We start from the raw sequence: 12,808 nt of genomic DNA, 5'->3' as shown, positions 1-12,808 counted from the left end.
TTCGTTGAATTCCACCTCGTCGTACAAAACGACATGACCGTTGACGAAGCGCACGACATTTGTGACCGCGTTGAAGCCGCCATCCGCAACGAACTCGGCCGCGCTTCCATCCACATCCATGTCGAGCCAAGCGACAAGGCAAAACATTCTGGCGTGCTCGTTCTCTCCTAAAAACGCACACAATTGCGGCATCATAACATCACTCCGCAACAGAATGGCATCTTGCACGTTCCAGTATCCTTGACCCCATCCCTATAAAGGGTGCAGGAGCGGGAGACGTATTGCGGATCTCACCCCTGTGCGTCCTTTGCTGCAAAATCCTGTAACCGGACAGTGTGCTCTTGGCCGATCATACACCCAACGCCTCCGCCCCTTCCTCCAAACCAACGCCAGGGGGGCATGTTTCCTCCAAGCATGCTTTGCGCCGCAAAGACCGCATTCATCACCTGCGTCGTTCTGCCCGCCACACACAAACACAGTGGAAACGCACAGCTCTTTACTGGGCCGGTGCGGTTCTCATCGGTATCGTCGCTGTTCTTTTCGCCAAACTTGGTGACAGCGCCGCTGACCTACGTGAGCAGATCCTCGCATGGCACCCATGGGTTATGCTCATTCTCTCCCCCATTGGCTTTGCCCTGATCATGTGGATCACCCGGACCGTGTTTCAGGGGGCGCAAGGCTCCGGCATTCCGCAAACCATTGCCACTTTACACATTGATGACTTCCAGATCGTTGATCGGATTTTGTCCTTCCGCATTGCCCTCGGCAAAATTCTTATGACATGCCTCGGCATTATCTGCGGCGCCTCCATCGGGCGTGAAGGCCCTAGCGTGCAAGTTGGTGCCTTCATCATGCACAGCTTCTCACGCGTCCTTGGGCAATCCAGTATTTCCGCCCGTCGCAGCATGATTCTTGCCGGCGGCGCGGCTGGTATGGCCGCAGCTTTTAATACCCCCCTCGCTGGCATCGTCTTCGCAATTGAAGAATTGTCACATTCTTTCGAGCAACGCACCTCAGGCCGCACCCTCACGGTTGTTGTGCTCTCGGGTGTCACCGCCATCGCCCTTCTGGGAAATTACACCTATTTCGGCCATGCCGATGTCGATGTACCCGTTGGCACAGCGTGGATCGCAGTTCTCACCTGTGGAATCCTTGGTGGCCTCGCTGGCGGTAGCTTCTCGTCACTCATCATCCGCATTTCACGCGGCTTGCCCAAGCCCATTGGCCCTTTCGCCGCCAAACACCCCATTCTCTTTGCTGGCATTTGCGGCTTTATCACGGCGGTGATCGGTATCCTGTCTCACGGCCAAACATACGGCACGGGCTATGCTCAATCCCGCGCCATTTTTGCCGGTACAGAACATTACCCCGCCTCGTTCTTCGTGCTGAAATACATTGCTATGATCGTATCATATTGCTCAGGCGTACCGGGCGGAATGTTCGCCCCATGCTTAGCGGTTGGCGCAGGGATTGGCGGTTGGGTAGAACAATTTTTACCTCACACGAACCCCGGAGCCGTCGTCCTACTAGGGACAGTGGCTTACTTCTGCGGCGTAGCTCAATGTCCCCTCACAGCCACCATCATCGTCATGGAAATGTGTGATAACCAACAAGTCACACTGGCCCTTCTTGCCACATCCTTCCTAGCCTTTGGCGTCTCACGCATGGTATGCCCCCGCCCTCTTTACGGTGCACTGGCAGACCGCTTCCTCGAAGCCGTAGACCGCAAGCACCACAGTACCACACGCCGAAAACCCAAACCCCCAGCAACGTCTGACGAGCGCGTTCCATAATTTTTTCCAATGCCCGGCCCCCTGCCGGGCATTTTCTTTTCTGAGCACCCATCGGGCGTGTCATTGGTGTGAAATTAGCGTGATTGAGCGGAAGTTTCATGATCCAGCCGCTCATCATGATCATGAATACATGATGAGCGACAGTACAATTATCAGGGCGCTGACCAGCACCATTGGCCGATCGCGAGGCTGTTTGTAACGCTTTAAACAGCCCGATAGAACTTAATATCACGCAAGGTCAGGACGCTGATATTACACAGGCCCAACCTCTTTTAAAAAAGATCGCCCCCGACGCCGTCCGGGCCGATACAGCTTATGATGCGGATAACGTCATCAACACGCTCATAGAGCGCGAGACTACCCCCTGCCATTCTTCCTAAAAGCGAGCAGAAAGACGTGAGGGGAAACAGCTTTCGCTCTCTACAAAGAACGAAATATCGTCGAATGTTTCTTCAATAAACTCAAATAGTTCCAAGCTATCAGAACCCGATACGACACACGCACATCAACATTCCTCGCAGCCGCGCAATTCGCACCCATCATACTCATGCTGAAATCACGACACGCCGCAGGAGGATTGTAACAAAACGTATTTGATAATGTTTCTCATTTACATTTACGCACAAAAAAAATACTGATCATGAAAATGTTTTTAATATCTTCTGGAGAAATTAACGTGATGTCACCACGTCGGCTCTGGCTGCTCGGCACATCCTCACTGCTCATTTCTGGCCTCGCCATTGCACAACCGGCTTCTGCCGCAACGCAAAGCAGCGTGCAGCACCATCACCACAAAACGAAAACAAAAACGAAAAAAGCAGCACAGACAACTGCCTCCCAACCATCTCCTAATCCGCAAGCAAATGTAACGCCCGTTACAACAGCACCTGCTGCCGCCCCGACGGCCACAGCAGCCCCGGCACCCGCCACTCCCGTTGCCTCTGTAGAAGCACACGGTGAGGAAGACCGCTTTACGGCATGGGGACACTCACACCCACAATTAACGGGCACATCACCCAACCCAAAATTCACTGCATCACTGCTCAACACACCGCGCTCTATCTCGGTGATCACGCATGAGCAAATGAAGCTGGTTAACGCAACATCCTTCGAAAGCGCCATGCGCACCGTACCAGGTGTGAGCTTCCGTGGTGGTGATGCTTATGCTGTACCGGGCGGGAACTACCCCGTCATCCGTGGCTTTGGCTCCTACAGCAATATGTATATTGACGGCCTACGTGACAGTGGCGTTTCACAACGCGAAACCTTCGATGTTGATGAAATTGAAGTCCTAAAAGGCCCCGGATCCGTCTATGGTGGCCGTGGCGGTCTGGGTGGACAGATCAACATCACCACCAAGAAAGCACAACTGGGCAACCTTACTTCCGGACAGATTGGCTTCGGTACAGCGTCCTATAAACGTGGCACCATCGACGTGAACCGCCAAATTGGTTCCTCAACCGCCATCCGCTTGAACGCCATGGGCGATGACGGCAAAACAGCAGGTCGCTCACCCGCCGGTGGACATAAATGGGGTGTCGCCCCTTCTGTTTCCTTTGGCCTCGGCACGCCAACACGCCTGACCTTGGGCTATTACCACCTCTATACGTTTGGCATGCCAGACTACTCAGCCCCCTACGACAAAGTCACACACGAGCCGCTGAACATTCCCCGTCACCTCTTCCTCGGCCTCAAAGACCGTGACTATGAACGCGGTACAACCAATATGGGCCAAATCATTTTTGAGCGTGACCTCGGCAAGAATTTCACGTTCCGCAACACTACACAATGGACCAGTACTGAACTCGACTTCCTCGCGACCAACCCACAATGGGTCAGCTCAGCCGTTTCCAACCCCAATATTGCTCTCCAAGCGAAATCTGGCCTGTACCATACAGACAATGCCCAAGAACAAGCGATGGTCTCTGGCAAGTTTGATACCGGCTTTATTCACCACTCCATCAACACTGGTATTGAACTCTCACGGGAACGTACACAACGTCGCTCCTATTACGTGCAGGATTCCAAGGGCAACAACATCCGCGCAGGTGGTCCATGCAACGTGGCATATAACTGCGTGTCTGCTCTCAATCTCTCAAGCTGGTCGCCCAACAATCCATGGACAGGTTCTTACTCCATCGGTGAACCCGGCGTTCCACAGTTGAACACAAACACCACAAGTGGCTCAGCTTACGCGTTTGACACCATGAGCATGTTCAACGACCGCCTCTACATCAATGGCGGCGTACGTTTTGATCGCTTCATGACCTACGCTAAGCAGGGCAATCTTGGCCTGAGCAACAACCAAAGCTTCGTCAACTACCAAGCTGGCGCTGTTTATAAGCCGATCAAACCCGTCAGCGTCTATTTCTCTTATGCAACAGCCTCAAACCCTGTTGGTGTTGAAGCCGGGTCAGATGGACAGGTCGCTCTAAACGCTAACAACAGCAAGCTTTCACCGCAACGCGGTAAGAACACGGAAGTTGGCGCGAAGGCAGACCTCCTGCACGGCCACTTCTCCGTAACGGGCTCTCTGTTCAACGGCAAAATGACCAATGCACAGGTTTCTAACGGCATGGGCGGCATGATGAATGCTGGCACGCAACGCGTTCGTGGCGCAGAAATCAGCGTAGCAGGTCACCTGACCCAACGTTGGGACATGTTCGGCGGCTGGACATACCTCGACAGCTCCGTGCTGGATGGCGGGCCGACGAAAGCCAATGTCGGCAAGCGCTTCCCTTACACACCGGGCAACTCTATCGCCTTGTGGAGCACCTACCGTATCCTTCCGCAATTCAAGTTCGGTGGCGGCGTCACGTATATGAGCAAGCGCTACACCAACGTGAATAACCAAACATGGGTCCCATCTTACGTGCGCCTCGACATGGTTGCCGACTATCAGATCACCCGTACACTTGATCTGCAAGGGAACCTGCAGAACCTGACCAATAAGCGCTACTATGACCGCATTTATCCAAACTATGCGCGCATTGCAGCGGGCCGCGCCGTCACTTTCGAGCTGACATACCGCCACTAAAAAGCATGCCGTTAGAGCCGAAGCTCTGCTTCACTCTAACAGTTCCATCAAAGGGCAGCGTATCAAAACGCTGCCCTTTTTTATGCACTATATTCGCGGCAACAGTGATGACCTCTACAGCATGCATGACGGTTGTACTCCCCACGCACCGCGTACCAAAAAAATACCGCTGCTAGGCAACAAAAAGTAGCACCGTAAATCTCAGGATTTTTGGGATAATCATGATCATGCGCAACACATGCTTCAAACCCGCCCCCTATTTTTGGATAATCTGCCTCTCAGCCCTATGCGCCACACCTGCCCTTGCCAGTAGCGCCTTCATCGTGCTGGAACGCATCAGCCAACCCACATTGGTCATGACCGAAATCTCCTCAGATGAAGCCTATGATCCAGCTTTTCTAAAGCATCTCTGGGCCTATGATACACAAGGTCACCCGACCACCATCACACAGCATGCAGATACACGGCACATCACTCTTGATGTCCCCGCCCACACCGCTGCAATTATTGTACAAGCTGATTTTGGTTTTCATGCTCGTCGCCCACACGACCCAACATGGTCGTGGCAACGCAAAACCACACTCTCCGGCGCCACCATTGGGTTGCATGCTCTAAAAGAAAGCGTGAACCTTCAAGCCTCCGCTGATGCTAACGTACACCCACACGGGCTTGCCCTTGAAATCCTACCTTTGGAAGATCCCTTCGCGCATAAACGCGGGGACCACTTACCCATTCAAGTTTTACTCAACGGACATCCTTTGCCGAATGTCTGCGTTCATGAAAATTTCTTAAATACTCTCTCTGAAATAACGCCCCCAACAGACAATCAAGGCAGAACCTATGCCACACTGCATGCTGACCAGTTGGATGTCTTGCAAATCACCTATGAAGCTCCCGTCACAAACGACCCTGACGTAGACTTCATGCGTTATAACAGTGCCTTAACACTGCATTACGCATCCTCTGAGCCCTAATTTCAGCTCCCCACCACAACGGCGAACCATGTGAATAGCGCACATGGTCTGTAGGGCACCCAAACCATACCCTACAGACCATCATCAAAACTTACTGCGCAGACAGCACCGAGTGCGCCGCCGCATCGGCTTCAACTTTACACTCACCAGCATCTGGCGCTGCATTTGAGGTTGCTAACTGAGCAGCCAGTTCATTCTTTGCCCCAGCAAGATCATCCTGCAAAGCCGGATTAGATAGCAGCGTGTCCATCTCCGTGGATGCATTCAAATAACCTGCCTGCACATCAGATTTCCAATGCACACCACACACCACACGGCTCTCACCGAAAACACGGCCACGCTGTAGAATTGCCGTCGCATGTTCAGGCATCAAACGCGCCAGCAACAACGCCATCCCGAAACCAGCCGTTGTATGGCCTGACGGATAAGACGAATGCAGCCCCAACCCTTCAGAAGATGTGCAAATTGGCAGGCCTGTGCCCACAAATGGGCGCGTCCGGTGCCACATATCCTTCACTTCGGACGTACGATGCATGGTCGCCGGAGCCAAACGCGCCAGTACAGCCTGCAAATGCGGTGCCTTACTCAAATCAAGCGTATGCCCAACTGCACATGAGAAATCAGCCACCAAATGCGCCGGATTCAAATCCGCATCACGGGTTGCCAACTCCCAACGTGCCGTCCCCTTCAAAGCACGCGTGGCATGGAACACACGGTCATCATCTTGCTGCGCAGCACTACCCGGCACCGGCGGCGGGGGCAAAACAATACGCGCATCCGGAGCAGCACTATCTGGCAGTGGCTGTGGTGCAGCCATCGCTACCCCTGTGACCGCCGTACCAGCCAAAAGAAGCGCGCATAAACAACGCACCGCAGCAAAACGCATATCCATGGTAATATCAGACCCTTAAATTCAAAGAGCCTAAGTTTACGTTTCCCTGCACGCCACGTCCATCACCTTCCAAGGATAAGCACTATGGAAAACACAAAACCACGCATCACCCTGCGCTACTGCACACAATGCAACTGGCTTTTACGCTCTGGCTGGATGGCGCAAGAACTTCTCTCTACCTTTGGCCAAAGCCTAGGCGAAGTCGCGCTCATCCCAGATACGGGAGGCGTTTTTGAAATTCATGTCAATGATACGCTCATTTGGGAGCGGAAACGCGATGGCGGCTTTCCCGGCCCCAAAGAACTCAAACAGCGCGTGCGGGACGTGATCGCGCCGGAGCGCGACCTTGGCCACACAGACCGCTGATATTTTATGGCGCAGCCGATAAATCAACCGCACCGACAACACCATCCTCGGTGCCAAAAATGACTGCACCACCCTGCGGTGTAAAGGCCACAGCATTCACAACGCCACGTGCCTTAACTTGCCCCGCACATAGTGGCAGAACACGGCCATCATCCGCACCGTTATCACTCACTTCAGCAAGAACAACCGTGCCGTCTTCATAGCCAGCAGCAACAATATTTTCTTTCGGATTAGCCGCAACCGCTGACACGAAGAGCCCCGGCAAACGCGCGATTTCCGTCGGAGCCTTCCCCATCGGGCCACCGCCAAAGAAAGGCCACAGCACCACTGCATCCGCACCAGATGTCGCAAGCCAACGCCCATTGCGCGTAAAGCTCATAGAACGAACCTGCCTCGGATAACCGCTCATACGCATGTTATGCGTATCGGCTAAACGCCAGCCATGCAGCTCATTTTCCTGCATTGACGTCACCAACGCATCCGCAGCCGGATGAATGGCAAGCCCAATATGACTCCCCTTCCACTCCAACGGACGCACCGTATCGACCTTAGCTTGCACAAACCACATCGACACACCGTTATAGTGTGATGCCGCAAGGCGCTTGCCCTTCGCATCAAAGACAATGCCAGTCACCGTTGAGGGGTGATCCAATGTCTTGAGCGTTTGTGTGCCTTCAGCCTTACGCAGCTCCATCACCTTACCGGACGAAAATGCCAAATGCGCCGGCGTCGAAGCCACACACTCAATCCAGCGCCGCCCTTCGTGCAAAATCTCCATCGTGCCGTCCGGTAATGTCCGTACCAAACGCCCGTCTTCGCCGCCCGTTAGATACGCATTCGCCACACAATCGGCCGTCAGACACAGCCCACCATCATGGGGCTGCACCACTGTCCACGCATCTGCATTGCGCAATTCATCACGCGGAATGAGAATTAAATCACCATCCGCCGTCAGAGCCGCAAAACTCTCACCATCCCGCGCGGCCGCAACCTGCACAATAGGACTTTCAAAACGGCGCTCAGCACCGCGCTCTACGAGGAGTTCCGTCGTTGTCATACAGCCTGAGTGCCTTCCACTGTGCAGCTCTCAAAACCACGACGCAAACGTGGGCGGTTCAAATTACGCCCAATAAAGACCAAGCGTGATTCCGTTGATTCACCCTCACGCACGGGCCCAATAAAGTCCCCATCCGCCATCATATGCACGGCTTGAAAGGCAAAACGCTCATCAGCGCCTTCAAAATGCAAGATACCTTTTGAACGCAGAATATCTGCTCCCTGCTCCTGCAAAATAGCACCAATCCATGCGTTAAAGCGCTGCTGGTCCAGCCGCTCTTTTGTAGAAAGGGAAATGCTCACAATACCTTCTTCATGACTGTGCTCATTATTCTCTAAAAAATCCGGCATGGTCGTCAGAGCACGCTTCAAATCAAAACCACCACGATCCAACACATCGGTCAGTTGCACATTACCACGCTGAGCCTCGTGGATCTCAGCCACAGCATTAATTTTACGAATACGCGCCACAATCTCTTGGCGGCGCGGCTCATCCGCCAAATCCGTTTTATTCAAGATAATCACATCCGCAAACGCCAGTTGGTTCGTCGCTTCCGGACTTTCGTCCAAAGTCTGCATGACATTAAAGGCATCAACCACGGTGACAACCGCATCAAGATGCGCCTTATCACGCAGGTTTTCATCAACAAAAAATGTCTGCGCAACGGGAGCCGGATCTGCCAAGCCAGTCGTCTCAACAATAATGCCGTCAAACCGCCCACGTCGGCGCAGTAAACTACCCAGAATACGGATCAAATCACCGCGCACCGTGCAGCAAATACAACCGTTATTCGTTTCAAAAACTTCTTCATCCGCATCGACCACGAGGTCATTATCAACCCCGAGTTCACCAAACTCATTGACCAAAACTGCATATTTCCGGCCATGTTCGGCGCTCAGAATATGATTCAATAAAGTCGTTTTCCCCGCCCCCAGGAAACCCGTCAAGACCGTGACAGGAACCGAGCCGGTGCGTGATGTGCCCTGCGCTTCAGACATGAGATCCTCCATATGCTGGCTGTGATATAGGCACGTCTGAAGTGTGAGAAAACCCGTCACGGAACGGAAAACGCTTATAGGACAACGCCAGCCCAACCAACATAAAGCCCCAGCCGCCCAAGGGAAGGTTGAGAAAATCCGAGCTCGACGTCAACGGCCAGTATTGAATAAACACCGCAGCAAACAAACCAATCTGTACTGCACTACCCTGTTTTCCTGGCCATATCGTCCACAGAACACACGCGATAAGCGCCGTAAAAATACACAACCCAAGCAGCCCACCATTAATCAATGCTTGTGCATATAAATTATGCGGATGCTGAACACAGACCCGAAAGCTCGGATCAGCCGATGGCACAACATGCAGCCAATGAGGCGGCGTTAACCCCTCCGCCCCCGCACAGTCATGACGGTATCCATCATAGCCATATCCGAACCATGGACGCTGAAATACCATGACCACCACACGGCTATAAATTTGCCCATAAGGTGATGCCGCAAAATGCCCGAGCTGATTCTGCGTCAGCGTCACCAAATGATGGAAGCTCGCCGGTGACACCAAACGCGCCATCATCACCAGACCGGGAAGCCCCAGCACACTTGAAACAGCCAGCAAACGCATCGGGCGATACAAAACCGCACAAACCCCTAAGCCCATCACCGCCAATACAAGCGGCATACGCTGCCCCGCCAGTACCAAAAGAACTACCGCAGCCAACAAGCTGCCCGCTTGCAGGATAAAGCGCTGCGGCAAACGCCAGCGTCCCCAGCACGCACACACAGCCATCAAAAACGGCAAAATCAAACGCGAGAGCGGGGCTGCAGCACGCGGGTGCGCATATGGCCCAGTCAAAGTGCCATCCCGAAACCGCGGCTGACCAAAGATATTCATCCCAAAAACAGCCTGAAAGGCCATTTGAGCCGCAATATAAAGTGTACAACCAAAGGTGACTAAAAGCACACGCCGCCGCCATACCGCATCCGGCAGAATCCACTCTCCAAGAGCCGCAATCGCCAGTGGAAAACGTATTGCTACCAGCGCCTGCACGAATGCACCCCCTGCAACATGCACACCCTGCAATACAGACGGAACCGTGCAGCAGACCTGCCAGATCCACCAAGCCCCAGCCATCACACACCATGGCCTCTTGACCCACCCAAACGTCCCGCCAGGCTTGGCTGAGGCTATCAAGAACAAAACTGCCAAAATATCAAAATCAATCTCAGCAAGTGCTCGAAAATGTGTCAGCGTTAACGGCAATAACACCGCCAGCCAGCCAGCAAACGACTTCAAAGAAAAAGACCTTTTCAACATCACTATTTCGATGACCTTTTTCTCATCAACATGCAACCGCCCTAGAAAGAATATGCGTTAAACGATACCTTCCGTTTCAAAGCGTAGAAGGAAGCAAGATTATGGCAACCGATACCCTTCAGATCTCTGGCCTGGAAAAACCTGTCTCACGTGTCGCACTCGGCACTTGGGCTATTGGCGGCTGGATGTGGGGTGGCCCGGACGATGATAACGCCGTCCGTACCATCCATGCGGCACTTGATGCCGGCATCAACCTGATTGATACCGCACCCGTTTACGGCTTCGGTCATTCGGAAGAAGTCGTTGGGCGTGCACTGGCTGAAAAGCCGCACCAAGCCGTCGTTGCAACAAAGCTCGGCATTAACTGGACGGCAGAAGAAGAGAACCGCAAACTCTTCCGTGACTCACGCCCCGCACGCATTCGCCAAGAAGTCGAAGACTCATTGCGCCGCCTGCGCGTTGACACAATCGACATCCAGCAAATTCACTGGCCAGACACAAAAACACCCATCGATGAAAGCGCGCGTGAACTGCAAAAGCTCCGTGACGAAGGCAAAATCCGCGCGCTCGGTGTGAGCAATTTTTCCCCCGAGCAAATGGACATCTTCCGCGAAGTCGCGCCCATCGCCACGATCCAACCACCGCTCAACCTCTTCGAACGCACGACGGAAAAGACAATCCTGCCTTATGCAAAAGAGCATAATGCCGTGGTCCTTGCTTACGGCCCGCTCTGCCGCGGTCTACTCTCCGGAAAAATGTCCGCAGAGACGGCATTTCCAGAGAATGATTTGCGCGCCAATGACCCGAAATTCATCAAACCACGCTTCCTGTCCTATCTGGCAGCCGTTGATGAATTCAAAGAAATGGCCGCACAACGCAACAAATCTCTCTTAGCGTTTGCTGTGCGCTGGGTTCTTGATCGCGGTCCCGTCATCGGCCTATGGGGCGCACGTAAGCCTGAACAAGTACATGGCGTTAATGATGTCTTTGGTTGGTCTCTGACAGAAGACGAAAAACAAAAGGTTGATGCTATTCTCGCACGCCACGTGCCAGAAGCTATCGACCCAACCTATATGGCCCCACCAGAGCGCAGCTAGTCACCGCTCGAATTCTCGCGTCAGCGCTTTTGCGCTGACCATACGGCCTGATAAGGGGCATTGTGATGCGCTGCATGGCGTAGTGCATCACGCTCTTTCCGTGCCCCTTCCAGCCCAAAGCAAGAAACAGCACGCGCCTTCGCCGCACGGCCTAACCCCGCACGTAATGCGGCATCTTGCAAAGCCGCTGTCAAAACATCTTCGAACATACCATCTGCATCTGGGTCTGCATAAAGACCCGTATCCCCGACAACATCCGGCAACGCCCCATTGCGTGACGCGATCACTGTGCAGCCACACGCCATAGCTTCTAGCGCGGTCATGCCAAACGGCTCCGCCCAGCGGCTCGGCACAACAACGATACTTGCCTCTGCCATTAAAGCCATGACTTCAGCATGCGGCTTATAACCCAACATACTCACCTGTGCAGCAGCCGCTTGCGGGCGCAGAGCGGCCAAAAAAGGTGTCTCTGGCGTATTAGAGCCAAAGCGGTCCGCCCCCACAATCACAGCGCCCCACTCTGGAAAGGAGAATCTCACCGCCTGCCAAGCACGGACAAACGCATCTACACCCTTATCCGCAACAACACGCCCGGCGAAAACGACTAATGGGCGCTTCGAGACCTCCGCAGGCAAAGTCGCCGCATCAATCACATTATGCTGGACCTCAACAGCCCCAATACCTGCCGCCAGCCCTTCACTATACCGACGCGCAACCCACTCTGAAACGCCACAAACTTGCATGGCCTGCACCGTACGCTCACGCAATTTTACGGACGTCAAACCACGCATCGTCTGCGGATCATTATGTAAAATCAAACGTACAGGCACAAAGCGCGCCAAAATCCGAGCCAAGCCGGGACGGTTATGAACCTCTACAACATCCGGTTGCACCGTACGGACCGCACGCACACAGCCCAAAAGATAACGCCAGCGCGGCATAAACGGCAGAAACAACTCTGGCACGCTAATAAACGTCCCGCCCGGTAATGGCTCTCCATCAATTTTACGACCAAGAATACAATCCCCCTTGGCCGCCAAACGACTAACCAACAAGGCAATAGACCCTGCAGCCCCCGCATCATAACACTCCTTCGGAGGCAGGATTGTCAGAACTCTCGGGAAACTGCCAAACATACCTTCAAGACCCCATGCGCGGTTTCAGCCTCCCTTTCCTATACTGACCTAGAGCAGACCGTAAGCGTTTTTCGTGGATCGTAGCGGTGTAAATCCCCTTGAGTCCTACGGCTATTTCCCCCACATCTGACACATTCATTCTC

Annotated in this window: 12 protein-coding genes; 7 read left to right on the top strand and 5 right to left on the bottom strand. The window is 53.6% G+C overall.

Annotation, left to right across the window (positions count from 1 at the left end):
* From NTH01S_RS11570 to NTH01S_RS04580, 5 genes are all read left to right on the top strand, one after another.
* Nucleotides 1-171 (top strand): cation transporter dimerization domain-containing protein (locus tag NTH01S_RS11570; protein WP_281177754.1); only part of this gene is annotated, 171 nt, incomplete at its 5' end.
* A 170-nt stretch (nucleotides 172-341) separates the two neighbouring features.
* On the top strand, nucleotides 342-1,793 hold the full coding sequence (locus NTH01S_RS04590) for a chloride channel protein (RefSeq protein WP_068170161.1): 1,452 nt from the start codon (nucleotides 342-344) through the stop codon (nucleotides 1,791-1,793).
* A 173-nt stretch (nucleotides 1,794-1,966) separates the two neighbouring features.
* Nucleotides 1,967-2,173: a transposase gene (locus NTH01S_RS12210; protein WP_157070863.1), complete on the top strand. Its 207-nt coding sequence runs from the start codon at nucleotides 1,967-1,969 to the stop codon at nucleotides 2,171-2,173.
* A gap of 299 nt (nucleotides 2,174-2,472) precedes the next feature.
* The gene (locus NTH01S_RS04585; protein WP_068170117.1) at nucleotides 2,473-4,830 is read left to right on the top strand and encodes a TonB-dependent receptor; all 2,358 of its coding nucleotides are present in this window, start codon (nucleotides 2,473-2,475) and stop codon (nucleotides 4,828-4,830) included.
* Nucleotides 4,831-5,051: 221 nt separating this feature from the next.
* Entirely contained in the window at nucleotides 5,052-5,804 is a 753-nt protein-coding gene (locus NTH01S_RS04580; protein WP_068170112.1) for a DUF4198 domain-containing protein, read from the top strand.
* 91 nt (nucleotides 5,805-5,895) lie between these two features.
* Here the strand turns inward: NTH01S_RS04580 and NTH01S_RS04575 are convergent, their stop codons facing one another.
* The gene (locus NTH01S_RS04575) at nucleotides 5,896-6,696 is read right to left on the bottom strand and encodes an acid phosphatase (RefSeq protein WP_245642165.1); all 801 of its coding nucleotides are present in this window, start codon (nucleotides 6,694-6,696) and stop codon (nucleotides 5,896-5,898) included.
* A gap of 84 nt (nucleotides 6,697-6,780) precedes the next feature.
* Here NTH01S_RS04575 and NTH01S_RS04570 point away from each other — a divergent pair, with 84 nt between their 5' ends.
* Complete coding sequence (locus tag NTH01S_RS04570) at nucleotides 6,781-7,062, top strand: SelT/SelW/SelH family protein (protein ID WP_068170110.1); 282 nt, start codon at nucleotides 6,781-6,783, stop codon at nucleotides 7,060-7,062.
* 4 nt (nucleotides 7,063-7,066) lie between these two features.
* On the opposite strand, the gene NTH01S_RS04565 is transcribed toward NTH01S_RS04570, so the two are convergent.
* The 3 genes from NTH01S_RS04565 to NTH01S_RS04555 are packed head-to-tail and all read right to left on the bottom strand — an operon-like array spanning nucleotide 7,067 to nucleotide 10,411.
* Nucleotides 7,067-8,119, bottom strand: a complete 1,053-nt coding sequence (locus tag NTH01S_RS04565; RefSeq protein WP_068170108.1) for a WD40 repeat domain-containing protein — start codon at nucleotides 8,117-8,119, stop codon at nucleotides 7,067-7,069.
* Nucleotides 8,116-9,129, bottom strand: a complete 1,014-nt coding sequence (locus tag NTH01S_RS04560; protein WP_068170106.1) for a CobW family GTP-binding protein — start codon at nucleotides 9,127-9,129, stop codon at nucleotides 8,116-8,118. Before NTH01S_RS04560 ends, NTH01S_RS04565 begins: the two co-directional genes overlap by 4 nt.
* Entirely contained in the window at nucleotides 9,110-10,411 is a 1,302-nt protein-coding gene (locus NTH01S_RS04555) for an O-antigen ligase family protein (protein WP_245642163.1), read from the bottom strand. Before NTH01S_RS04555 ends, NTH01S_RS04560 begins: the two co-directional genes overlap by 20 nt.
* Before the next feature lie 122 nt (nucleotides 10,412-10,533).
* Between NTH01S_RS04555 and NTH01S_RS04550 the strand changes: the two genes are divergently transcribed.
* Nucleotides 10,534-11,529: an aldo/keto reductase gene (locus tag NTH01S_RS04550; protein ID WP_068170097.1), complete on the top strand. Its 996-nt coding sequence runs from the start codon at nucleotides 10,534-10,536 to the stop codon at nucleotides 11,527-11,529.
* A gap of 20 nt (nucleotides 11,530-11,549) precedes the next feature.
* Here NTH01S_RS04550 and NTH01S_RS04545 read toward each other — a convergent pair whose 3' ends face one another.
* Nucleotides 11,550-12,665 carry a glycosyltransferase family 4 protein gene (locus NTH01S_RS04545; protein ID WP_068170094.1) on the bottom strand — a complete coding sequence of 372 codons (1,116 nt, stop codon included), beginning with the start codon at nucleotides 12,663-12,665 and terminating at the stop codon, nucleotides 11,550-11,552.
* Nucleotides 12,666-12,808 lie beyond the last annotated feature (143 nt).

Origin of the sequence: Neokomagataea thailandica NBRC 106555, assembly GCF_001598495.1 — a bacterium.
GTDB classification, from domain to species: Bacteria; Pseudomonadota; Alphaproteobacteria; order Acetobacterales; family Acetobacteraceae; genus Gluconobacter; species Gluconobacter thailandicus_A.
The sequence above is the reverse complement of the archived record's forward strand: the minus strand, read 5'-3'. Positions and strand labels throughout refer to the sequence as shown.

Coding starts and splice junctions, on each gene's coding strand:
- NTH01S_RS04545 (WP_068170094.1), bottom strand. CDS start 12,665: ATGTTTGGCAGTTTCCCGAGAGTTCTGACAATCCTGCCTCCGAAGGAG.
- NTH01S_RS04585 (WP_068170117.1), top strand. CDS start 2,473: ATGTCACCACGTCGGCTCTGGCTGCTCGGCACATCCTCACTGCTCATT.
- NTH01S_RS04580 (WP_068170112.1), top strand. CDS start 5,052: ATGATCATGCGCAACACATGCTTCAAACCCGCCCCCTATTTTTGGATA.
- NTH01S_RS04560 (WP_068170106.1), bottom strand. CDS start 9,129: ATGGAGGATCTCATGTCTGAAGCGCAGGGCACATCACGCACCGGCTCG.
- NTH01S_RS04575 (WP_245642165.1), bottom strand. CDS start 6,696: ATGGATATGCGTTTTGCTGCGGTGCGTTGTTTATGCGCGCTTCTTTTG.
- NTH01S_RS04565 (WP_068170108.1), bottom strand. CDS start 8,119: ATGACAACGACGGAACTCCTCGTAGAGCGCGGTGCTGAGCGCCGTTTT.
- NTH01S_RS04570 (WP_068170110.1), top strand. CDS start 6,781: ATGGAAAACACAAAACCACGCATCACCCTGCGCTACTGCACACAATGC.
- NTH01S_RS04550 (WP_068170097.1), top strand. CDS start 10,534: ATGGCAACCGATACCCTTCAGATCTCTGGCCTGGAAAAACCTGTCTCA.